The organism is Phosphitispora sp. TUW77 (genome assembly GCF_048453025.1).
Lineage (GTDB): Bacteria > Bacillota > Thermincolia > Thermincolales > UBA2595 > Phosphitispora.
This window is the reverse complement of record NZ_CP156677.1, coordinates 781,164-806,162: the sequence shown is the minus strand read 5'-3', so window position 1 is coordinate 806,162 and position 24,999 is coordinate 781,164. Positions and strand designations below refer to the sequence as shown.

Genomic DNA, 24,999 nt, shown 5'->3' with positions numbered 1-24,999 from the left:
AACTTATTCGCCCCCGGATTCTACTGTGATTTTAGTCCCATCTGTCAAAAACTGCTGGCCTGAAACCACTACCTGCTCACCAGCGTTCAGGCCTGAGACAATTTCCGCCATATCGTCCGTAATAAGGCCTAGGGTTACTGCCCGTTCCTGAGCTTTATTGCCATTGACAACATATACAATTTTCCTGTCCCCCTGATCTAACAAGGCTTCTCTTGGCAGAACCGGAATATCATCCCGTGCTTCAGAAACCATATGTATTTCTGCAGCCATTCCGCCCTTAAGCAACTGATTGCCGTTTTCAATCCGCACCTTTATAGAATAACCTTTGGTCACAGGGTCAGCAATAGGGCTGACACTTTCTATGCAACCCTTGTAGGGTTCATTATTTGCCGCAGTTACATAAACCTTTACCTCATCACCCGGTTTAGCAAAATTAACTTCACTTTCCGGCAGATTACCTTTCACGACCATTTGGTCCATATCTGCAACAGTAAGCACCGGCGATCCCGGACCGGCCATTTCACCAGGCTCAATGTTTTTAGCTGCCACAATACCGTCAATAGGTGCGGTAATCCTGGTATTCTGCAAATTTATTTTTGCCGCTTCCAGTTGTGCCTGGGCCTGTTTAATCTGGGCAGCGGTCTGGGTGCTTCCGGAATCCGGTGCGTAAGCTGCAGCAGCTCTGGCAAAACCATTTTCAGCAACCTCCATTTGGCTTTTTGATATGGCCCCTTGGGCAAACAGGGATTTCATCCGCTCCAAATTTATCTGGGCTTCCTGATAAGCAATAACTGCCTGCTGCTGCCCTGCCTTTGATGCCTCAAGAGTCGCCTCATGCAGCTTAATCTGGGCACAGATATCCGTATCATCAAGGACCATCAGCAATTCACCCCTCTTGACTTCCTGGCCCACTTCAACCCTTACTTCTGTGACTTTTCCTCCTATCTTTGGTACTATAGTCACCTCTTTTGAAGCAGCCACTTTACCGCTTATTTTTACGATAGAGGTCAACTCCCCCTTAGCCACCTTTACAACCTTAACTGGAGTAACTTCTTCCGCCTGTGTGGCAGATACATCTTTGTTTTTCGCTAATGCTCCCCATGCAATAGCAGCAATTACCAGTATAACTGCAGTAATTACCGCTATCTGTATTTTCCGCTGTTTAAAATTCAAAAATATCATCTCCCCGTTCATACATACATTTGATTATATTATTAATCACTTTTATCCTGTCGCCGGCACATTTCTTTATTTATTAACCTAATAAATTATTTACCATGTTAATTATTAACTAGCTCAATTATTTTGTCAACAGGGTATATAACCTGCCCAAGGTAATAAAAGGCAAAAAAACTGCAATAAAACACCTAAGTGTCCTATTGCAGCAACATAAATCAATATTTTAATTAGACCGCAGTTTTCCACAAGCCATGAAGATTACAGAAAGCATAAACTCCAGCATCCGGCCTATCACAAAAAACCGCTTTCGGTTCATCTACAGGAGCAAGAGAAATTCTCTCTATACTATTTCCGGAAACCAGCACAATCCACTCAATGTAATGTGTTTCTGTCATAGGATGGGGAACGGAACCTACCTCTACATAGATTTTCCCGTCTTTTCTACTTGCCGTTGGAACATGTTTTTCCTCTGATGCATCAGTGATATTAGCTTCCAGTTTAGTCATAGGATTACTGCAACAAGCCAGTTCTCCCCCTCCGTTGTTAATAATATCCACAATATTACCACAGAAGTCACAACGGTAGAAAGCTACATTGTCGTTCATCCTTCTCACCATCTTTCGCATTCAATTTCAATTAATAATTCTCTGCCTTAATGGCAAAGTATGCCTTGGGATGGTCACATACAGGACAAACTTCAGGAGCCTTCTCATCATTATGAATATGCCCACAGTTGGTACAAATCCAGGACTGCTTGGTTTCCCTTGCAAAAACCTTATTTTCTTTAAGGTTTTGCAATAATTTACGGTATCTTTCCTCATGGTCCTTTTCAATTTGGCCTACCTTTTCAAAAAGAAAAGCAATTTTTTCAAAGCCTTCTTCTCTGGCAATTCGGGCAAAATCCGCATACATTTCCGTCCATTCATAATTTTCTCCTGCCGCAGCTGCCTCTAAATTCTCTGCAGTTGACGGAATCCCGTCATGCAATAGCTTAAACCAAATCTTGGCATGCTCTTTTTCATTACCGGCTGTTTCCTCAAAAAAGTCGGCAATTGAATTCAGACCCTCTTTCTTGGCCTTAGATGCATAGTAAGTATATTTATTCCTGGCCATTGATTCCCCGCTGAAAGCGGCCATCAAATTAGCCTCGGTTTTTGACCCTTTTAAATCCATTTGTACTTCCTCCTCCACATGAAATTGAGCTTTTCCTGCACCGCATATCGGACAAACCCAATCCTCAGGAATATCCTCAAAGGGCGTTCCCGGAGCAATTCCGGAACCCGGATCCCCGGAAACCGGGTCATACACATATCCACAAATTGAGCAAACGTATTTTTGTGTCTTGCTATCCACAGTTCCCTTTGGACCACTCTGTGCTGTCTTAGGTGCTGACCCTCCTTTTACCTTCTGGTAATGAGCAAAGGTAAGAGGCTCACCATTGTCAACAACTTCAGCATTAACTACTTTTCCAATAAAAAGAGTATGTGTTTCCATTTCATAAGTTTCAACTACTTCTGCCTCTATAGTACTTAAAGTATGCTCCAAAAGAACTGGGGCACCGTTTGTCCCCAATTTAAAAGAAATATCTTGGTACTTATCAATATCGCGCCCTGATTTGAGACCAAAATTACCGATGAAATCCAAAGGAGTATCTTTTGATAAAACAGAAATAGAAAAAACCCGGCTTGACTTAATAAACTCATTAGTAAGGTTCTTTTTGCTAATGCTTATTGCCACTCTCTGCGGGTCTAAAGAAATCCGAAAAACCATGTGAGCTGCTTGTCCATTTAGCCGGCTTTCTTTTGTGGAACCGATGACATAAACTCCGAAGGTTAAATTGTCAAAAGCTTTAACATCCATTAGTTTTCGACCTCCTATCGTTTTTTATTCACCTAGTATTATTTTGTGTGTAGAATTATATCACAAAATATTCCATACAGCTACATAAAACTTACCATTCTATTGTATTAAATCAAAAAGCTCTTCCTTATTTCGGGGTAAAACTGTATTCACTGAAAGGCAGCCTTTTTTTATTAGCATTTCAAATACATCTACCAGCCATGGCCTGTCAAGGTCAGCTTTCCTGATAAGAATATCGTCACTAAATACCTTGTCAGGGGTCCCCTCTCCGATTACTCTGCCATCACTCATGATAAATACATAATCGGCCCAGGAGTATGCCAAATCAACATCATGGGTTGATAAAATAACCGTTGTGCCATTGTTGCTTATTTCGTTAAACAGCCGTACTGTTTGTTTGGCATGTTTCGGGTCTAGCCACGCAGTCGGTTCGTCACAAATAAGCGCCAGAGGCTCCATAGCCAATATGTCCGCAATGGTTACTCTTTTTTTTTGGCCGTAACTCAACATATGTGTGGGTTTGTCCTTCAGTTCATTAATACCGGTCGCAGTCATTGCCTGTTCAACTCGTTCCCTGACTGTTTTTTCAGTTAACCCAATATTTAAAGGCCCGAATGATATCTCCTGGTAAACACTGGCTGAAAACAGTTGACTGTCCGGGTCTTGAAATACAATTCCAACGTTTTTCCGTAATTCCAACAATTGCTTCTTGTTATAAACGACATCTTTGCCATTAAATCTCACTGTACCGGCGGTAGGTTTTAAAATACCGTTAAAGTGAAGAAAAAGGGTGGATTTGCCTGCTCCGTTAGAACCCAGGATGGCTGTTTTTTGACCCTTGGGAATCTTTAAACATAAGTTTTTTAAGGCATGAGTCCCATCAGGATATCTGTAGTTAAGATTTTCCGCCTCAAGTATATAATCAGCCAATTGTCCCCACCTCTAGTAAGACTGCTGTAATGGCTATAGCAGATTCAATAACAGCAATCAGGATTATATTGTTTATAGATACGGTGTATTCAGGTATTAACACATTTAACTGTCCGGTATAACCTCTTGATGACAAGGATGTAAACAACGCTTGGGAACGCTGCAGGGCTTTTACAAATATGGCGGCAGTCAATTGGCCAAGTGATTTTGTGGAGTTTTTGAATGAAGCATAGCCCCAGCGAGAAGACTGACTTGTATAGATGTCGTCAGCCGCTGCCAGCATAACAAATATAAACCGGTATATTAAATCAGTTAATTCTATGAATAGTGAAGGAAATTTTAGTTTTCTCATTATAGCTACCATTTCTACGGCAGGGGTAGTTAATGAAAGAAAATACAGGCAAGAAACGGAACCCAATGCTTTACAAAACAAGTCTCCGGCCGTAATCAAGCTTTTATATGTAAAGCCCACATTTATTCCTGATAAGGTTATCCCTGCCATTAATCCAGGCCCCAAGTCTTTGGTAGATACGGAAACAGCAACAGTCAAAACACTTATCACTAAAAATGAAAAAGGCAGCAGCATTAATCTAAAATATGCTTTTATAGGAATATCAGCAAGCTTCACTATCACAAATCCCATTAATATTATCACTATACATGAAATTTCCGGCAAAGAAAAAACGAGGCAAAGAAACATTGTTATAAAAGCAAATGCAGCTTTTTCCAGAGGATGAACCTGACGCAAGCGATTGGTATATGCAAACCCATCAATATTAAGCATTAAGTGTATACCGTCCTCTCCCTTTTTACTATAGCTTAATCCAAAAGTATAATTATTAACTGAAAAACCTTCTACACAAAAATGCAGAAGGTAAAAAAACATGAAAGTTCTCTTCCTCCCCATCCATCGTGGGTAAAGCGGCGAGTTTAAGCAAGCAGGTCTCCTGGCTTAAGGTCATTGCCTGTTCTGCGCCTTCCCGGAATCTCCAGTGACATAATGCAGACAGACTCACTTTTACAGTGGCGGGACCGCGCCGGATTTAAACCGGCTTCCCTTTTAAATCCTGTTAAAAACAGAATCACTTGCTTATTGCTATTTTTTAAAATATTATATCATGTGCCTATATACTTGTCTATAAATATAGATTATTATTGTTTCGCTGTTTAGTATGGAGCAGACATATTAAATTTGACAATATCACTAACCAGCTTTGCCCATGCCTGAACATAATCTTGAAGCTCCGGTCCGGCAATCGGCATAGGTGGTATGCCAAAATTGCCGGCAACCAGTGCTATTAATTCACTACCGGTCTGCATAACTTCTTCTCCCGGCAATAATTCCCACAAGAATTGATCCAGCAAATGCACATACAAAGACGTATAAGCAACTAACTGCCCATCAGTATCTATCTTAGATAAATACTCTAAAAACTGTGGTTTGATAACCTCTCCACTGTTGTCTGACACATATTCCTGCCATACTGTTTCCTCTGTTACCCCAAAGCGCTTCATACGCCGCAGCACACTGTGCTGCATCTTAGGTGACAACCCGGTTTGAAGCAACAGGGCTTCTTTGACGGCTTGTTTAACCACCCGGCCAATAAGTTCCCCTAATTTGGAGTGCTTGCCTGCACTTTCCAGATATAAATCCGAATCAGGATTAGCAATCACAATAGTTTGGTCTGTTCCTGACCCTGTCGCCAGGCCGTTGGAATAATTGCTGCCGGCCATTAGTTCTTGCAATGCCGCTGTTTTTGCTTCCGTACAGGTAACCAGTGCCCTGGCCAAACTGCTGGGCGGCATATCGGCATCAATAACAAGCATTATATTGATGGTTCCAGATTTATGGAGAGTGCTTTTTTCTATAGGTTGAAAATATGTGGCCGGATCACCCACCCTGCCCCCATTGATTTCCACACCACCGGTTACCACCGCTGTTACCGTCAGGTTTTCGTAGGTTGCTGATTGTATGGCCACATTTTCCATAGAAGCAGCAGTTCCCATGCCGGAGACCGTGTCGGGATCAAGCCCGGCTTCCTTAGCTGCCAACTGCATATATTCTTCATAAGTAGGGGGCTGCAGGGTGCCGGCCTCGCCATCATAATTGCTATTATGATTAAAAACTGCTGTCAGGTTTTCACAGTACCCTCCGTTCATCAATGAAGTGCTGAGGACTTTGCGTGGTTGTTCAAACAATAAAATAATGCTTCTATTACTACGATTATGATAAACAGAGTCACCAGTAGACAATGTATGTAGTTTTATTTTCATTTCTCTCCCCCATTTTACTCCAATTAATCCACCAAGCTACACCGCAATAACGGAAAATTGTCTTGATAATGTACATTGTTTACTGAGATCCCACTCAAAGAGCAGGATAGCCGGTTCCCTGCTGCAGTATGTAAATAAGGTCTTTCCTCCGACAACTACGGCGCTTTCCGCTTCACTTAAATCCAGATTTTCATGACTTCCGGTCTGATTGCATACCCAGACCGGAAGTCCAGCAGTCTGTGAACACCTCTCCCAACAGTCGCCAGGGCCGTGTTCTTCTGTCGGCGGCCAGGCCGCCAGGATTATGATTGCCTCAGCACCTTTCTCCTTAAGGCACTGGGAATTTTCCATAAACCAGGAATCTGCGCAAACAAGAATTCCAGCCTTAATATCTTGGCAGTTTACAGGCTCCAACTGATTCCCGGTAGTTACCCACGCTTCTGCTCCAACCCCGTGAGTATGCATTTTACGGTGACGTCCCAGAACTTCCCCTGTTGGTCCAAGCACTAGACAACTGTTGTAACATTTACCTGTAACGGCATCCTTTTCCGCACAGCCCAAAAATATAGTTATTTTATGCCTGGCAGCCAGTTGGCATAAAACCTGCATTGACTCACTAGGCTGAACCGGGGGTTCTGCAGATTTGTCCATATTGGAAAAAAAATATCCCTGTAATGCCATTTCCGGAGTAATAATCCAATTTGCTCCCTGTTCGGCTGCCAAATTAATGGCATGACTGAGTACCGTTATATTTTGTTTTTCCGGACCACCACTTAGGTCCAAGTGCAATAAGGCTATTTTCATTTAGTTCATCACCTGTCTTCTATAATTTCTTTTACTTTACTAAAATCCATAACCCCTTCTTCAAACGGTCTCCTTCTCATTCTGTGAGGAAGCACCAGTTCGGCAGCTTCCGACATATCGCTCTCCCTTACGTCTTCCCGTGAATTATAAGCTGCTATTGTCATAGCCGTTTTAATCATGCCAATATCGGCCCGGTGCCCATCCACACCCATTGCAATTGATATTTTAGCGGCCAGTTCAAGGATATTATCATTATAGCAAACTTTTTTCAACATTTGTTCGGCTCCGGAAATTTTATTACATAACTCCTTCTGCAGTTCTTCATAATTTTGGCTGAATTCTACAGGATCGTTTTCAAATTCCAGCCTTCTTTTGATTACTTCAACCCTTTTGGCAACATCATTTTCTCCCGCAACATCCACAACCAAACCAAAGCGATCCAGCAACTGAGGCCTTAAATCCCCTTCTTCCGGATTCATAGTGCCAACCAGAATAAATTTAGCCGGATGGGAAAAGGAAACTCCTTCACGTTCAATAGTATTGACACCCATCGCGGCAGAATCCAGCAATACATCCACCACATGGTCATCTAAAAGATTGACCTCATCAACATAAAGAATGTTCCTGTTAGCCTGGGCTAAAATACCCGGTTCAAACTTTTTTTCACCTTTTTTAATGGCATGCTCTATATCAAGAGTACCCACGACCCTATCCTCAGTAGCACTGACAGGCAGGTCAATAACCCTCATCTTTGACGAAATAACCTCCAAACCGATGCCTTTATTCTTTTTTTCCGCACAGCTGCTGCACATCAAGCCTGTATCTGCCGGATCACATCCGAAAACACACCCTTCCACCTGCTCCCGTTCAGGCAGTAATTCTGCCAGGGCCCGGACCGCTGTTGACTTGGCTGTGCCTTTTTCTCCCCTAATCAGGACTCCTCCCAGTAATGGGTTGATTATATTTAATATAAGTGCTGTTTTCATTTTCTCCTGGCCCACGATAGCCGTAAATGGATAGCTTTTATTTACATGTTCCATCATCCTGTACCCCTTTCTGCTTATTCCGTTTTTTTACAAATCCTCACTCCAATAATAAGGAAAATAATTAGATAAACTGTAAGTATTGCCGGGGGCAGGAGCATGCTTACTATATCTTCACCCCTGTTTCTCAATGCAAGGCTTGTTTGTGTCAGCGGCAATATCCAGATAAATTGTTTCAGTACCACAGGCATTTTATCCAGCGGGAAAAAAGTTCCGCAAAGAAAAGACATTGGAGTAATAATGAAATTCATAAATTTTGACATATCCGCATGGGAATTAATCATTAATCCAATACTAAACCCTAAAGCTGAAAAAACAAAACAATTCAATATAATCATCATGATAAAATAAAAATCAAACTTGAGCCCAGCCTTAAAAACTAAAGCGAGTAAAATAATAATAAGAGCTGAATAAATTCCTCTAAGAGCACTGGCTGTTATCTTCCCAGCCGCATAAACTAACATGCTTATCGGTGAAACCATAAACTCTTCGAAGGTTTTCGAATAAAGCCTGGAAACATTAATATCATTAGCCACTGTGCTAAAGCTTAAGTTCATGGTTGTAAGCGCTATAATACCGGGAATAACAAAATTTATGTATGAACCTCCGCCTATATTTATGCCACTGCCAAGTCCCCACCCAAATACAATCAGATATAAAACAGGTGCAATCATGGTACCTGTAGTAACACTCCAGAATCTTTGTTTAAAGATAACATATTCCTGCCATAATATGGCGATGAACTGCATATCAATTTTCCACCTTTCTATTGGTCAGTTTGATAAATGTATCTTCCAGATTAGCCCGCCGTATGTTTACACTGCCATCTATCCCCGCCGCACTGTCAATTGCTTGCTGCCTGGTATCAAAAAACCTGCTCCTGGTCTCTCCGTTTTCAAAGTATTCCAGTACAAATTCCCCTGTTTTTTTAATAAGTTCTTGGGGGGTATCCAATTCAATAAGCTTTCCGCTGTTCATCAACCCAACTCTGCCGCACAATATCTCCGCTTCCTCTATATAATGGGTTGTTAGTACTACCGTTAAGCCATTCTTATTTAATCCCTTCATCAAATCCCACATTTTCCGCCGTACAGCGGCATCAAGTCCAACGGTGGGTTCATCCATAAGCAATATTTCCGGTCCATGCATCAGCGCGCGGGCTATCATCAACTTCCTTTTCATTCCTCCCGAAAAAGTCCTAACCAAATAATTTGCCCTGTCAGATAAACCGGTAAATTCTAAAAGCTCTTCAATGCGTTTCCGGCGAAAAGCTTTTTTTAAACCATAAAGGCAGCCATGTATCTCAAGGTTTTCCCAAGCTGTCATTTCGACTTCCAGATTCAAATGCTGTGAAACAACCCCGATCTTTGCCTTTAACTCTGTCGCGTTCCTGTCAATCTTCCGACCATCAATCAAAATTGACCCGCTCGAAGGCGCAGTCAATGTGTTTAACATCCTGATGGTGGTGCTTTTACCAGCCCCATTAGGGCCTAATAATCCAAAAAACTCACCTTTTGCTATTTCAAAGTTTAGATTATCCACTGCTGTGATATTTCCATAAACTTTGGTCAGATTTTGAAAAACCAGCAATTTTCTCCCTCCCCATATATCCTCTCTCGAAAGTTCGAGAGTCGTTTATGTTCATAGCTGTGCCATGGACGTTTTGTTTTATCCTCCACAGTAAGCTGCGGATATGACCGTGGAATCTGGTGAGGTGTTGCACAAGATTTTCCTTGCGCAGGCATCGTGAGGAGTCTTACCGAAGTCTCCGCTAAGCGAAGTCACGGACCGAAGCCATGGACGGCGAGAAGCCGCCACTGAGCCACGGACGGCGAATTGGCGGTTTAGTCCGTGACTTCGCCAAGAGCAAGGCTAGAATTCTCCGATGCCAAAGCTGAAAATCAATGCAATGCCTTACCAAATTTAAACAGAAACAGATAGTGCCGTTACAATACTTTCAGCTTCCAAATCTTCTATGCGAAAATGATCTGCGTGCATAGCATCTACAATTTTATCAACCAAATCAAGCCTTATAAAATCACAATCAGTATTAATAACGATAGACTTTATCCCTTCTGTCCCAAATTTCCCTGCTGCTTTTACAGCCTCTTCAAATGCGTTTAACCCGCCACAGGCAAAATTTGCTCTACCGTCTGAAACCAGCACAACAACCGGTATAATGTCAGGATCTTTTACTTTTGCAGCTTTTAAAACATCATAAGCCATTTTCAATCCTTCCGCAAGCGGTGTTCTGCCACCTGTCGGCATATCCTGCAGCCGTTTTTGCGCAAGCTCCACACTACGGGTGATACCAAGCATAAGCTCTGCGGACTTCTTGCGAAAAGCGATAAGTCCAACCTTATCTCTCTTTTGATAGGCATCGTTAAGCAAAGACAATACTGCCCCTTTAACCGCCTTCATCCTCTTATTGGCACCCATGGAGCCGCTTGCATCCACCACAAACATTATCGTATTACCAGTGCGCTTTTCACGGACTTTGAGTCTAATGTCACCTGTATGTATGGCAACCATCATATCGTTTTTGTCCCTGCTGTTCTGAAAAGGCGCCGCAGCACGCAGTGTTGCATCAAACGCAATGTCCTGTATTAAGCTTGCCCTTGGAAATTTATATTTGACATACCTTCCCTGCATTGAACTGGTTTTAACTAGGCTACGTTTCCCGCTGCCTTTACGCGAGGTTCTCTCCTGGTCGTCCATTATCCATGGTTTTACCATGAAAATCTGCCCAGGTTTATCGATTAGTTCGTCATCATTATCATCCGAATCCTTATCCTGCAGCTGCCGTTCATCACCCTGATTGTCTTCCATTTCATCCCGATTGTCTTCCATTTCATTTGGCAAGTTATCACTACTTGTTTGCTGCTGTTTTTCCTGTTGTTTTTCCTGTTGTTCTTCTTGTTGTTCTTCTTGTTGTTCTTCCTCTGGAAGCGCCTGTTCCGGCGAGCTCAAGGGCTCATTTGGAATATCCCTGATTCTGTGAGGCAGCACATATTCGGCTGCTTCACGGATGTCCTTAGCATTTAACGCATTCCTGCCGTCTAAAGCAGCTATGGCCTTAGCTGTTTCAACTATCATCAGTTCCGCTCTCTGACCTGCACAGTTACCTTCCTTGGCCATAGTTACGGCAAACTGCATTGCATTATCTGTGACTACAACATTTTTTAGAGCCTCACGGGCATAGTATATCCGCTTATTTTCTGCTATCATCTCCCTATCCCATTTGTTAACAAATACTTTGGGGTCGCGTTCGAATTCCAGCCTGCGTCGTATTATCTCTGCCCTCTTCCGCGTATCTTCTTCACCCTTTACCTCAACATATAATCCAAATCTATCCAGAAACTGTGCCCTGAGCTTACCTTCTTCCGGATTCATGCTGCCAACCAGCACAAATCTGGACGGGTGGCGGTAGGAAATCCCTTCACGCTCTACTACATTGACTCCGGAAGCTGCTACTTCCAACAAACTGTTTACTATATGGTCACTGAGCAGGTTCACTTCATCAACATAAAGCATATTGCCGTGGGCCTTCTCTAAAATACCGGCTTCAAAACGCTTAATGCCATATTTTATAGCGCCTTCCAAATCTATCGCGCCAACCAGCCTGTCCTCTGTAGTATTAAGGGGCAATTCCACTACTTCCAGACCATCGATCATGGCTGCCAGTCCCCTTACCAGAGTGGATTTGGCCGTACCCTTTTCTCCGCTTATCAGCAGGCCGCCGATCCTTGGATTAACTACATTCCATATAAGTGCTTTCTTTATCTTCTCCTGCCCCAAAATAGCCGGAAAAGGAAACACTATATTTTTCATATATCAAGAATCCTCCCCAAAGTTAATTAAGTCTCTCGGAAATAGAATTTCCTTAATATTTAAGGCTTTGTGCCTTGTACTTTTTGTTTTTTTCCTCCACAGTAGGCTCCGGAAATGACCGTGATATATGGTGAGGTGTTGTGCAAGATTTTCCTTGCACTGCCGCTGTAAGAAATCTTACCAAAGTTCCGCTAAGCGAAGCCAGAGACCGGAGCCATGGATGGCGAAGCCGCCATTGAGGCAGGAGCCGAATTGGCGGTTTAGTCTATGGCTTCGCCAGGAACAAGGTTAGATTTCTCCAGTGGCAGTGTGGAAAATTGGTACAATGCCTCATCATATTTCATCTCCGGTCATTTCCGAGAGCCTACTTAATTACATGATTTCCTCAATGCTGCCTTCCATTTCCAGATATATCTCCTGGAGCCGGGCAACATTTTCTTCTGAAGCGTTCCACATACCCCGCTGGTTAGCTTCAAGCAATCTTTCCGCTATATTATGTAAAGCCCATGGATTAACTTCACGCATCCAATCGGTTGTATCCTTATCAAAGGCATATCTCTCTGCAATACGATCATACATCCAGTCATCTATTACATCGGTGGTTGCATCCCAGCCGAAAGCAATATCAACCATAACAGAAACCTCCATAGCGCCTTTATAGCCGTGCCGTTTCAGACCTTCTACCCACTTGGGGTTATTGATCCTGGCACGCATTACCCGTGAAGCCTCCTCATGTATTGAAAGCGTCTCTATATGTTCGGTATCGGCTGTACAGGGAATATATGCCGGTTTCTGTTTGCCGCTATGCGTAGTAATGGCTGAAACCAGACCTCCAAAATAATTGTAAAAATCATCACTATCGAGCATATCGCTTTCTCTTGCCGATACGTTCTTTATGGCTGCATTTGTTCTACTCATCCTGCGTGCAAAGACTTCAGGAACTTTTTCGCCATGAAATTTTTTCCCGTAAACATGGCTGCCCCAATTTGTATATACCTGTCCTAAATCGTTCACAGTCTGCCATTTTTTACTGTTTACTACCGAATTAACACCTGCCCCATATGTGCCTGGAGGATCACCAAAGATACGCATCACCGAGCGTTCAAAGGCCTGCTCCCGCTCCATTCCCTGCTGTACCAGTTCAGCAACTTCTTCACTTACATGTTTGCGTACAAAATTAATATCGTGGGGTTCATCAAGTGATGCCACAAGATTGACCGCATCTTCCACCATTTCTATCAAGTTAGGAAATGCATCCCTGAACAGACCTGTGATGCGCAGTGTTACGTCTATCCGGGGGCGGCCAAGTTCTTCCATCGGAATCACTTCCGTACCCACAACCCGGTCACTGCTGCCCAGCCAAACCGGACGTACACCCAGCAGATACAGTGTCTCTGCAATATCGTCCCCGTAATTCCTCATCGCTTCCGTTGCCCAAACGAGTATAGCAACAGATTCCGGGCAGCTTCCTTCATCTTTTGTGTATCTTTCAATCAATTGTTTCCCTAAAGTTTTACCAACTTCCCATGCCGAGCGTGATGGCATCGCACCCGGGTCTACCGAATAAAAATTCCTGCCAGTAGGCAGAAGCCTGGCATTTCCTCTTGTAGGATGGCCAGACGGACCTGGAGGAATAAACTTACCATTTGTTCCGCCGATAAGATTATCCAATTCATCTGTTATGCCCTGCACACGTGGTTTAACAAAAGTACATACAAAATTAAGGCACTGCTTAAGACGCTTTGAGCTATTCTTTTTGTCAACTTCAAACCTCTTAATTATTTCACTAACAGCTTTTTCATCATAATCGGCCTTTTCAAGTTCAAGAAAAATTCGCCTGCCTATTTCGTCTGCCTCGGCAAGCAGGATTGCATTTGATTTACCATCATCTGTCATCTTTTCAGGTGCCGCCAGAAGCTCTTCAAAATCCAGGCCCAGTATATCACATATACCTTCACGCAGTGAAGGTACTTCGGCATTCTTTACACGGACCAACATTTTCAGCATATTTCTGAACCTATCACCTTCCGGTGGTTTTCCGAATATATGCAGCCCATCGGCTATCTCACATGCCTGAATATTGGTAGTCCATGAATGAAGACGTTCTATACAACCATCGATATCAGAATCTGCATCTTCCTGAGAAATACCGATATCATCATTCAAATTCATTTTGACCGCCAGATCCCAAATCTGTTGTTGTATTATCGGCAGTTTCTTCACATCAACACTTTTTATATGGTAATATTGGCGCATCAGCTCATCCATTTCGGTAAGCTCGTCATAAGTACCGCTCTCTACCATTGAAGGTATCATATAATCAGCCAGTGCCGCATAGGTCCGGCGCTTTGCCGGGGTACCTTCGCCAGGGCTGCTTATAATATATGGATACATGTGAGGGATACAGGATATGTTTAAATCACTGTAGCATTCGCAGGAAAGCCCAACTTCTTTGCCGGGCAGCCATTCAATAGTCCCATGAGTACCTATATGCATAATTGCATCTGCTTTGAATACCCGCTCAACCCATTTATAGAAACCTACATACTGGTGAGGCACCACCATATCGGTACTGTGATAAAGCTCTTCAGCCTTTTCCTCTTGAGCCCTCGGAGGCTGCAGTCCAATAAATATGTTGCCATTTAAAATTCCAGGGACCAATACGTTATCTTCAACAACCATAAATTTACCTGGAGGCTCCCCCCAGTCTTCTGCCATTTTGCTCCTGACCTTTTCACCAAAACCACTGTACCACTGCCTGTAAAGGTCTCCATTTACAGTATCGATACTTCTTTCCAGCATTTTTTCTGGAGGAAGCCATCTTCCATCATTGGTTAGGCCTGCAATAATTTTATCTATGATCTCTTTCCCATCGGCAAAGTCATAATCCAGCTTTACACCACAGTTTTTGAGTTCAGTGATTATATTATAGACAGATACAGGGGTATCAAGGCCTGCTGCTCCTCCGATAGTATCATTGCGAGGAGGGTTATTATGAAGAATTATTGCTATCTTCTTTTTGCTGTTTTCCATAAGTGCAAGCTGTGCCCAGTTAATGGCCAGCCTGGCTACTTTATCCACCCTTTCTGTGATGGGAGTTGATACCTTTTTTTGTCCCATTGGATATTCCTCGATCTCGGTAGAAGCAAAAGGCACAGATATTAGCTGGCCATCAAATTCGGGCTGGAACACGCAAAAGCTCATGGAAAGACTATCAATTCCGGTAAGTGAGCTTTTCCATTTTTCATAAGTTTGATAAGTTGTCATAGCCTGTAAAACAGGGACATTAAGCATTGAAAATATACTTTCCTCCTTTGCCTTTGAACCATCACCAGGTTCGGAAAGCACACTTAAAGAAAAGGAGGTCGTGTTGATAATAGAACCAACAATCGGTTTGCCATCACGCATCATGTACCTTTCGAGTGATGCCTTGATGCCTTCACACCCAAGGTTTTTGTCTGGAATAATGCCTGAATAAACGCAAAGAGGTGTTGAGCCAAGCTCCCTTATCCGCGCCATCAAAGCATCTATATGCTTAAGGTCTTTCCTGTGCATAAGTCCGGCATGGATAAGGATTCCAATCACCGGCTTGAGTCCGGACACAGCCTTATCAAGTATTGTATTTTCATCTTCAGAATCCAGCAGCGGGTCATATAAACCGTTCCAGCTCGGGCTTTCAGGCTCACAGGCTTCAAAACAGGCAGCACTGAATTCATTTGCAATCCATTTAAACATATTTATATAGTTTGTTAAGCCACCTGATATATAGTATTTATAAAGTTTTGCATAATCCTCCGGCAATATGTTTAGCTTCTCAAAAAGCTCGCCACTTCCTCTTCTATGCTTGTGGTAATAAAAAACCTTTTATTTCCCTTATATCTTCCAAAATAGTCTAAAAACCGTTTGAAAAAAGATATCGAACCATGAATTTTAATAAAAACCATATCAGCTTCATTTGTAGCTCTAATACAGGAGTTGTAGTTGTCCATGTCATTATCCAGGGTCGTAGTATCAAACAATTGAATATTAAACTGTCCCGGATGCTCTTCCTCCAATATCTTGATTGCTTCCCTGATGGTTAAAAAAGGTTCGTTGCTTGTCAATATCACTACCAGGTTCAGCACATTGGTTCCCTCCATTCATCGAATAAATGCATTTTTCTGCTATTTCAAATGCGGTCTTTTTGAGCACACAATCAAGAGAGTTAAGCTGCGGCTCCTCATCATAATTTACAATCATCCGGGATGGGCACCCGCCCGGGCAAATGTTTCCGTATTTACACTCGTCACACCTGCCAGGTTTAATGCCCTTAAGTGAAACAGGGGTGTATTTTCCGTCATCTACCCTGCCCATATAATAATCCTGCCTGCCGATCAAAGAACCGCATGGATAAATGTTCCCATCAGGCAGCACAACGATAGACCGTCCACAAGACGCATAGCAGTAAGACCCGGGGGTTTGTCCAGCAAATAGGCGCTTTTTTGCTTCTTCAACTTCACGAATAACGATACGCCTGCCAAATTGTTTATATATATCCATACTTCTCTGATGCATAGATTTTAGAGCTGTCCTTAGCTGCTCTGCACTGGGCTGGGATACCCCGGATTGATCTTCTTTTGCGCTTCCTGCTATTCGCAAAAGATCCAGCCCTATGCCGCCAACATTACCTAGATATAATGCAAAATCGAGCAGTCCCGGCAGCTTTTCCACGTTTTGAGCTGTTACCACACTATTGATGTTAACCATCATACCCCTCCGGGCTAATTCCCGTATTCCTTCAACCGCCAGCTTTGTTCCGCCCCGCAGGCGTTCATTGACATCTGCTGTACCATCCAAGCTTACTCCCAATGCAATTTTCATTTTTTTTAATGCCCGGGCGCGTTCACTATTAATAAGTGTGCCATTAGTCTGCATTTGCAGAGATGCATTATAACCCTTCCTTCTAATATAGTCATACACGCGTTCAATTAACTGAAAGTTCAACATTGGCTCTCCACCTGCAAACTGCACTTTTATAGGGCTGTTTCTAACCATATCCAGAGCTTTACAAGCAGTTTCAAAGCCCATTTTCTGCTTTTCCTGTACGGCCGACGCATAGCAGTATTTGCAGCGAAGATTGCATTCACTGGTGGTCCAAAGCACAAGCAGTATTTTTCCCTTCATCAAGTTCACGTCCTTATGAACAAAGAGGAAGAATCTCTACAGCAGTATGACAATATATCATTTTATCTGACCAATCACCATAAAGCTGCCTATTCTCCTTTTCATCCCGTATCGTACACACCCGTTGTCCATTCTGCAGTGCTTCCAACACCAGCTTGCGGTTAAGACTGTTTGTTTCTGCAATCGGAAATCCGGCATCTACCATCAGTGAACTTTCTTTAATAAGGTTTAGTGCTTCCCGGTAAGCTTTCAATCCAATATTCTGAAAAGGTTTTTCCTTAACTGTAACAACTCCTATGGTCTCAGCTACATGGCAGTCAACATCATTTTCATGCAAGATTCCGGTACAAAAACCAATATTGTTTCTGGTAAGCGTCCTATATATCCCTGTTGCTTTTCCGGCCCCACCCACTACAAAAACAGAAGGCTCCCTATTGTTGGAAATTTCAATTGTACCCATAAAGGCGTTATAACCGGCAGAGTTAATGTCGTAAAGGTCCAAAACCGCTTTATTGTTACCCACCTTCTCCGGCAAACCATAATCTACAATTTTACCGTCCTTCACCAATATCGCCTTATCACAGCTTTTCAACGCCAGGTCGATTTCATGAAGAGAAAAAATTACTGTAATACCTTTTTCCCTGCTAAATCTCTTCAAAATAGACATAATTTCTAATTTATGTCTGATATCAAGGTAAGTCGTAGGTTCATCCAGGATAATCATTTCCGGCTCTTGTGCAAGAGCTCGTGCCAGCAGTATTTTTTGTTTTTCTCCATCACTAAGTTCGTTAAAATATCTCTGTGCAAGAATTTCTGCATTAACTATCCGCAGGCACTCCGATACTATTTCTTTGTCCTGTACCGACAACCCCCCAAGAAAACCTGTATGGGGATACCTGCCCATGGCAACTACATCAAAAGCTCTTAACAAACCCGCGTTCAAGCGGTCAGTCAAAACCACCGCCAAGATTTTTGAAAGGTTTTTTCTTTTGATGTGTGACAAGTCTTCTCCCTGAATATGAATTGCCCCGTTTAACGGCACAAGCAAAGCAGAAAACGATTTCAAGATAGTTGATTTCCCAGCGCCGTTGGGACCCAACAGGGCAATAAGCTGACCAGGCAGGATTTCAAGGTTAATCCCTTCAACAATTGCCTTTTTTTCGTGTCCTACTATGAGGTCAATGGTCTCCAACATTTTCATAATGACGTTCTCCTGTTTAATAATAACCAGATTACTATAGGTACCCCGAAAAACGAAGTAACGGTACTGATAGTCAGTTCCGTTGGGGCAACTATTGTCCGGGCAATAAGGTCACATAAAGCAGTAATAATGCCCCCAAACAAAATAGTTGCAGGTATCAGGACCCTGTTATCGGAAGTACGTAAAACAAGCCTGGCAATATGCGGTACCGCCATCCCGATAAATGCTACCGGTCCGGCAAAAGCTGTAACCGCAGCTGTTAATACACTGGAAACTAAAATTATAAATATCCGAAAAAGTATAATGTTAACACCCATGCTTTTCGCATAGTCTTCACCAAGGAGAAAAGCATTCAATGGTTTCGAAATGAGTAAGGCAAAAAATAGAAAGGGAAGACTGATAAGCATTAATAGATATGCCTGTTCCCAGGTAAAGCCGGCAAAGCTCCCCATCGACCAAATCATAAATCCTTTTACTTTTTCATTATCGGCAAAGGTCACTAAAACTCCGGTAGCTGCCGAACACAAATAGCCGATCATTAACCCTATAACTAGTAAAGTCACGGAACTTCGTACTTTGTATGCAAACAACAAGATAATCCCGGTAACAAGCAATGCACCAAAAAATGCGCCAAAAAACATGAAATAAGGCGATAAAGTGGAGAACCCCAGGGTAAATCCGCCAAGCAAAAATAAAGCCATAAAAAGGGTTGAGCCTGAAGAAACCCCGAGTATATATGAATCTACAATGGGATTCCGGAAAAAGATCTGGAACATGAGTCCCGCAACTGCAATTGCAGAGCCTCCTATAATCGCAGCAATAGACCTTGGCAGCCTGATTTTCCATACGATGGTGGAGTTGACGGAATCATCTTGAATCCTGTTTATAATAATCTTAGCTACCTCCGGCAGGCTGATTTTTATTGAACCTATACCAATATTAAGCAGGAACACCAGCACAAGAACGGTCAGCAAAAGGCTGAAAATCAACACATTATTCCACTTTGTCGCAAAAGACATTAATAATTTCCCTCCCAAAACTATGACAATTCATCTTAGGTCTATTCCCTCGGAAGTTTGACCAGCTTGACCGGCTTATACCCCGGAAAAGCCTCAGGATGAAATACAGCCGCAATATCTTTCACAAAAACATCGGTTTCAGGAATGGTTTGCCACCAGTCAGGTGCATATGCCCATACATTTCCGTTTTTTACCGCTTTAAGGTTAGCAAATAACGGATTTTCTTTGACGATTTGATTTATGGTAGGACTCTTCATGTAATTTGTCGTTGATGAAAATATAAATACATCGGCATCTTTGGCTTGAGCATAAAAATACTCCGGACTGACTTGGGTATCTGCCCTGACATTATGGTCTTTAAAAACATAATCCCCGCCACACATCGTAATCCACTTACCTACATATGAAGCCGGATTGGTAATATATACCTTGCCTTGCCACGAAAGCCCCCAAGCCACTTTCGGCTTTGTAAGACCTGCTGCTTTAGCGGTGGCAGTGTAAACATTTTTTATCGCATCATTAAACATCTTTTCAGCTTCCAGTTCTTTATCATAAAAAGCAGCGGTAAATTTAATCCATTCCAAGCGTCCTAAGCCATCAGGCTCCAGGTATTCATTGTTCACCGCAAAACTGACTCCCATTTCGGAAAGCTTTCTCATAACATGCTGCTGTCCGGCTGTTCCAGTATACAAAAATACCAGTTCGGGATTAATGGATTTTACAAGCTCATAATTCGGCGGCTCCATATTATCGCCGCCAACATATTTAATAGCTCCCCGGCTTACCAGATCTTTTACTTTTAGAATATACCAGTAATCTTTTGATGTAGTAACAGCCTTCAGGCTGTCCAGAACATTTAGTTTAGCCATTGCACCCGCAAAAGTGGATGAAGCTGTCATTACTTTTTGCAAAGGTATATACACAGTCTTATCGGCAATAATCCCTTTCGGGGCAGTTTTCCCTCGGGGAACCAGAAGGATTCTGTAATGTTCGCCATCTGTAATCAATTTACATCCATTATCAAGGTACTTGATACGGAAATTCTTTGAATAATATACCGGAAGTTCTTTTATCTGGATACTTACTTTGGCAGTTTTTTTGTCATAGGAAATTTGAAATCCGAATACATCTGTAATAAAATCCTGTGGGACGTACATCGAACCGTTTCTTATACTAGATGCGGTCAAAAGCTTGAATGCCTTGCCGTTTACATATACTGTATCGTTACCCTTCTTTAATATGGAAATGTTATTACCTCTTCGAAGTATAACATTGTTATTTACCCCGTCCCATGTTACATTTGCACCAAGAGCCTCAGATATTGTTCTCACAGGCAGCATCACAATGTTATTAATAACATAAGGCTGGGTATTGCCAAATGTTACCGGTTTGCCGTTAATATTAACTTGAATTGCCGGTGCAGCAGTAGAAATTGCCGGCAACGCCAAAACAACAATAGCAGAAATTATGAAAAGAGATATGAGTTTCCTATGTTTTATAAAGTTTGTTCTCATTGCAAATCCCCCCTTAAATGTTTCCGATAATTTCCGATAATCATGACTTGATACCAGCTACTTCCTTCAGTATTTTGACTGTCTTTTTTTTGTTTTCTTCTCCTTCCAGGTTCAAGGCAATCACCGGTATATTGCTCTGCTGCAGCATAAAAACCATATCATTTTGAAGCCCAAATTCAGCAATCACAAGATCCGGTTGTAAATCAATAATTTTCACCAAATCAGGAGCAGAGGTGCTGCCAATCACCGGCAATTGTCCGGCAGTATCCTTTGCAGCAGTCAATTCATCAAGCGTTACAGAGCATATCGTGCTGCCGCCCAAAGAACAAAACAAGTCAATCAACTGACCGGATATTACAGCTACTTTTTCCGGTTTTTTTGCCAGTGTTACCGTGTTTCCCAAAGCATCTTCAATGGTTAAAGGAAATCCTTCGTTTATCGTTTTGTTCTCCGATAAAGGAATTTCTTTTTTCTCCGTACTTTTCTGACCACATGCTCCCACAATTAACATGGCAGCTAATAAGACACAGGTAAATAATAAATAACGTTTCCTCATAATAAACCTCCATTATGTTGCCGAATATAATACAAATTTCTGTAACACCCGATAAAGAACTACCGTGGCTTCTGCACGGGTAGCATTCCCCTGTGGTACAAACTGCCCATTGCCCCGCCCGTTCATTAACTTTTCTTGAGCCGCCAGGGCAACCGGTCTCAGCGCCCATGAGTGAATACGAGCAGTATCTGTAAAACTGCCTAGAACTTTATTTACTTTATTATCGCTTATAGAACAATTCATGTTTTTCTTAGCCAGCAACCGTTCAATCATAGCGGCCATCTGCTCTCTCATGATTAACTCACCCGGAGCAAAACGGTCAGCACTGACCCCGTATACTATACCATTATAAACAGCAGCATTTACTGCATCCCGGTACCAGGCATTGGCAGGCACATCGCTGAATTGCACTGTCCCAACAGGATTTGCCGTCAAGCCGGCTATCCTGGTTAAGACAGTGACAAACTCCGCCCTGGAAATATGGTTATCCGCTGAAAAGATACCGTTACACATACCGGTTACATACCCATTAGCAGCCATAATCTCAATTTCCTTTTGCGCCCAGTGTCCATCAATATCGTCAAAGGAAGCGGTTGCCACCAGTAAAGCATACTTGCTAAAATGGTCAGTATAAAAACTAATTGTATTAGTTTGTGTATCATATGCACCACCCAAAAACTCCCATTTTTCACTCGTTTCATTATAGTGATAGGCCTGAACCATACCGGTCTGGGCTATTTCCCTATAACCCTCAGCTACCTGCAAGGTAATTCGGCAGCCGGAAACTTGTTTGATGGCTTGTTGTTGATCATTTGTATCTACAACCATAACATTTAACTCATAGATATTGCCTGCAGGTTTTAATTTTTCATTATAGAAAGGCTTGATTTCAGTTTGAATTTTCCAGTCACTTAATTTTTCAGCATCGATAATAAGCTGCTTAACGTTTTCTCCCGTTATCTCTGCTAGCTTCAGAGTTTCCGCAGGAAACACAAATTGCATTTCATTGACATTGACAACCAGAGGTTTGCCGGTTTTCAAAATTTTGGTTATTTGATCGTTGGATAATGCCAATGTAGTTTTTGTATCCTCTAGTTCCAATACAATCTGTCCGGTAGATTCTGAGCTCTGAATAGCCGTATTTAAATCGGTATCGCTAACCGTATCTGATTCCTCAACACTAACTCGACTATCTCCGGAAGAACTTCTCACCAAATCGCTCCATTCAGGAGGCTGAGCATCCATACTGGAGACATAGTACCATATGATTTGATCACCGTCTTCAATACTTTGATCTTCAGCACCGGTAGTTGCCTGCTGACCGTTGAGGGCAAACATCCATCCCGATGATCCGGTGGCTGCCAATCCTTGAACCGAATCCACATAATTGCCCCAATCCCATTCCGCAGTAGTATAGCTGGCACCGGAAGCATCAAGGGCGCCTAATATGGTAAGGCCCCATTCATTATCATCATCTACTGTAAATTCAGATGGAGCAAAAAGAATGTTTCCATCACCATCTACTATAGCCATAGCTACTTCCACTTCTGTCGAAGTCGAACCACTGCCCGGACTATCGCCACTGGATAAAGACTCAACATTTATAGCAGCAGATGCCGTTAGCCCTCCATAAACCGCCTGAACTGTTGTCTGCCCGGTTTCTAAAGCGCTTACCGCCCCATCGCTGTAAACACTTACTATACTGCTGTCAATCACAGACCACTCTGCCACACATGTTACGTCATTCGTCCCGTCAGCGTTCTTCCAAAAGGCTTTTAATTGCTCATTATCCCCAACATCCATTGTTGTGTCGGATGGGTAAATATATAACCCGTTATCTACCAAACTATATGCATTAATAAATATAACAGCATCCAGAACGTTTTGGCTTTGACCAAAGCTACCATCTTCATTGAGAGCATTATTCAGTAAATAATCAACTGCACTGTTGCCTGCAATGCTAGTCCATGATTCAAGGTCCATGTCCAATGCTGCCAGTGTCATAATTAATTCTGCAGTATCAATCAGCGGATCATCCATTCCTGGATATCCTGCTATAAAACTGCCATCATCTTGCTGCTGGTTTTGCATCCAAGCCAGTCCATTATCAATAGCTTCCTGAATTTCCGGGTCACTTTGCCCAGGGTCCAAATAATGCAGAGCTCTAATGGCTTTGGCCGTAGTTATAAAATCCGGATAATATTCGCCATATGTAAAACCCCAGCTGTAGACATCGTTATCAACTGTCGTACTTTGCTGTCCTAAAATATATTCCTTGGTCATGCCTGTATCCAGTTCATCAATCAAACCTACCGCACCTATCAGTTCAAATGCCGGAATGTTGGAAAAAAGACTGTCATCAAACCCGTTGACAGTTTGCCTATATACAAATATATCAACCAATTGGCCTGCATAATCGTTTTGGTTCAGCACTTTTGCGGCGGCTAAATCTTGAGCCAACAATTTAGCTGATTTTTCCGGCTCATTTAATATGTCAGTATATATAGCGTTTGTTACAGATTCTTCAAAGGTCTCGTCATCATATAACCATGAATTGACATCAATACCAGCCTGGTTAAAAACATAAAACGCATAAGAACCCACACTGTATTCGCTATTTTGAAAACCGTTTATTGTATAATCATCATATACAAATTCCGCTGCAAAATTATCCAACGAGTTAACCTCGCTAGCATTAACTGCCGGCGTTATTATGAAGAACATAACAGCAACCAATACCATAAACAGTATTTTAAACCTTTGAAGCAGTTTTTTAGGAAAATACATTTATCATCCCTCCACTGATATGTTTATAAATAAAAAATCCCCGGTCTATCAGACTAGGGAGTTGAAATTAAAAAACGGCCTTCTCTAATCACCTCCCAATATTCTGTGGTGTATTAGAATAGGCCCATTGCTTTGACCCCATGTCATCATGGATGCAAGTAAGTTGTCCGATTTACACCCACTTTATGGTTTAAAGTAATCAACATAGATACTGCTATTTAAGTTTTACCCCTCAGGGTAAAACACCTATTCAGGTATATGTAATTTTAAAACAAAAAAGCCTTCTCTAATCACCTCCAAAATTATTTGAACCAGGTGTATTAGATAGGCCGACCTACTGATTTTCCAGTTCATTATATACTCAAGTTAAATTCCGCTTTTGAGCACATTCCCCGTCACAGCAAATTTATATGAATTCCATTTAAGTTCTACCCCTCGGGATAAAACACCTATTATAAAATATATTTGGTTGTAAATTAAAACACCCTCAGCACAACAATGCAGAGGGTAAAAAAACACTAAGGCTCTCTTCCTCCCCATCCATCGTGGGTAAAGCGGCGAGTTCAAGCAAGCAGGTCTCCTGGCTTAAGGTCATTGCATGTTCTGCGCCTTCCCGGAATCTCCAGTGGCATAATGCAGACAAGCTCCCTCTCACAGTGGCGGGACCGCGCCGGATTTAAACCGGCTTCCCTTTTCAATCCTGTTAAAAACAGAATCACTTGCTCGGTTTATTCTTTTGAATCATTCTATCATAACTGCAGCAAAACTGTCCAGAAAATTTTGTTTATTTCTGTTTAAAATATGATAAAATTGCTTTAATACAACAAGAGGGGGATAA

18 protein-coding genes, 1 pseudogene and 2 riboswitches are annotated in these 24,999 nt (G+C 42.2%); all 19 genes and pseudogenes read right to left on the bottom strand.

What is annotated here, in order from left to right; all coding sequences use genetic code 11:
• Positions 1 to 3: 3 nt before the first annotated feature.
• The gene (locus ABFY19_RS03725; RefSeq protein WP_418791900.1) at positions 4 to 1,173 is read right to left on the bottom strand and encodes an efflux RND transporter periplasmic adaptor subunit; all 1,170 of its coding nucleotides are present in this window, start codon (positions 1,171 to 1,173) and stop codon (positions 4 to 6) included.
• Between the two features lie 233 nt (positions 1,174 to 1,406).
• Positions 1,407 to 1,784, bottom strand: a complete 378-nt coding sequence (locus tag ABFY19_RS03720) for a desulfoferrodoxin family protein (RefSeq protein ID WP_418791899.1) — start codon at positions 1,782 to 1,784, stop codon at positions 1,407 to 1,409.
• A 31-nt stretch (positions 1,785 to 1,815) separates the two neighbouring features.
• Complete coding sequence (rbr, locus tag ABFY19_RS03715; RefSeq protein ID WP_418792527.1) at positions 1,816 to 2,352, bottom strand: rubrerythrin; 537 nt, start codon at positions 2,350 to 2,352, stop codon at positions 1,816 to 1,818.
• Positions 2,353 to 2,418: 66 nt separating this feature from the next.
• Positions 2,419 to 3,039: pseudogene (locus ABFY19_RS03710) on the bottom strand (flavin reductase); the annotation flags it as partial.
• A 99-nt stretch (positions 3,040 to 3,138) separates the two neighbouring features.
• Positions 3,139 to 3,969: an energy-coupling factor ABC transporter ATP-binding protein gene (locus ABFY19_RS03705; protein WP_418791898.1), complete on the bottom strand. Its 831-nt coding sequence runs from the start codon at positions 3,967 to 3,969 to the stop codon at positions 3,139 to 3,141.
• Positions 3,962 to 4,855, bottom strand: coding sequence for a cobalt ECF transporter T component CbiQ (gene cbiQ, locus ABFY19_RS03700; protein ID WP_418791897.1), 894 nt, complete (start codon positions 4,853 to 4,855; stop codon positions 3,962 to 3,964). Before cbiQ ends, ABFY19_RS03705 begins: the two co-directional genes overlap by 8 nt.
• Before the next feature lie 33 nt (positions 4,856 to 4,888).
• Positions 4,889 to 5,074, bottom strand: a riboswitch (cobalamin riboswitch).
• Positions 5,075 to 5,136: 62 nt separating this feature from the next.
• Positions 5,137 to 6,243, bottom strand: a complete 1,107-nt coding sequence (locus ABFY19_RS03695) for an adenosylcobinamide amidohydrolase (protein ID WP_418791896.1) — start codon at positions 6,241 to 6,243, stop codon at positions 5,137 to 5,139.
• Positions 6,244 to 6,279: 36 nt separating this feature from the next.
• Positions 6,280 to 7,047 carry a carbon-nitrogen hydrolase family protein gene (locus ABFY19_RS03690; protein WP_418791895.1) on the bottom strand — a complete coding sequence of 256 codons (768 nt, stop codon included), beginning with the start codon at positions 7,045 to 7,047 and terminating at the stop codon, positions 6,280 to 6,282.
• An 8-nt stretch (positions 7,048 to 7,055) separates the two neighbouring features.
• A complete protein-coding gene (locus ABFY19_RS03685; RefSeq protein WP_418791894.1) occupies positions 7,056 to 8,090 on the bottom strand; it encodes an ATP-binding protein in 1,035 nt (344 codons plus the stop codon).
• Positions 8,091 to 8,107: 17 nt separating this feature from the next.
• On the bottom strand, positions 8,108 to 8,839 hold the full coding sequence (locus tag ABFY19_RS03680) for an ABC transporter permease (protein WP_418791893.1): 732 nt from the start codon (positions 8,837 to 8,839) through the stop codon (positions 8,108 to 8,110).
• A gap of 1 nt (position 8,840) precedes the next feature.
• Entirely contained in the window at positions 8,841 to 9,680 is an 840-nt protein-coding gene (locus ABFY19_RS03675) for an ABC transporter ATP-binding protein (RefSeq protein WP_418791892.1), read from the bottom strand.
• Between the two features lie 333 nt (positions 9,681 to 10,013).
• Positions 10,014 to 11,921 carry a magnesium chelatase subunit D family protein gene (locus ABFY19_RS03670; protein ID WP_418791891.1) on the bottom strand — a complete coding sequence of 636 codons (1,908 nt, stop codon included), beginning with the start codon at positions 11,919 to 11,921 and terminating at the stop codon, positions 10,014 to 10,016.
• Positions 11,922 to 12,293: 372 nt separating this feature from the next.
• Positions 12,294 to 15,722, bottom strand: coding sequence for a cobaltochelatase subunit CobN (cobN, locus tag ABFY19_RS03665; protein ID WP_418791890.1), 3,429 nt, complete (start codon positions 15,720 to 15,722; stop codon positions 12,294 to 12,296).
• A 225-nt stretch (positions 15,723 to 15,947) separates the two neighbouring features.
• Positions 15,948 to 17,084, bottom strand: a complete 1,137-nt coding sequence (locus tag ABFY19_RS03660; protein ID WP_418791889.1) for a radical SAM protein — start codon at positions 17,082 to 17,084, stop codon at positions 15,948 to 15,950.
• Positions 17,085 to 17,097: 13 nt separating this feature from the next.
• Entirely contained in the window at positions 17,098 to 18,285 is a 1,188-nt protein-coding gene (locus ABFY19_RS03655; protein ID WP_418791888.1) for an ABC transporter ATP-binding protein, read from the bottom strand.
• Positions 18,282 to 19,304, bottom strand: coding sequence for a FecCD family ABC transporter permease (locus ABFY19_RS03650; protein WP_418791887.1), 1,023 nt, complete (start codon positions 19,302 to 19,304; stop codon positions 18,282 to 18,284). Before ABFY19_RS03650 ends, ABFY19_RS03655 begins: the two co-directional genes overlap by 4 nt.
• Positions 19,305 to 19,345: 41 nt before the next feature.
• A complete protein-coding gene (locus ABFY19_RS03645) occupies positions 19,346 to 20,818 on the bottom strand; it encodes a stalk domain-containing protein (RefSeq protein WP_418791886.1) in 1,473 nt (490 codons plus the stop codon).
• A gap of 40 nt (positions 20,819 to 20,858) precedes the next feature.
• Positions 20,859 to 21,374, bottom strand: a complete 516-nt coding sequence (locus ABFY19_RS03640) for an ABC transporter substrate-binding protein (RefSeq protein ID WP_418791885.1) — start codon at positions 21,372 to 21,374, stop codon at positions 20,859 to 20,861.
• 12 nt (positions 21,375 to 21,386) lie between these two features.
• Entirely contained in the window at positions 21,387 to 24,161 is a 2,775-nt protein-coding gene (locus ABFY19_RS03635) for an S-layer homology domain-containing protein (protein ID WP_418791884.1), read from the bottom strand.
• A gap of 552 nt (positions 24,162 to 24,713) precedes the next feature.
• Positions 24,714 to 24,899, bottom strand: a riboswitch (cobalamin riboswitch).
• Positions 24,900 to 24,999 lie beyond the last annotated feature (100 nt).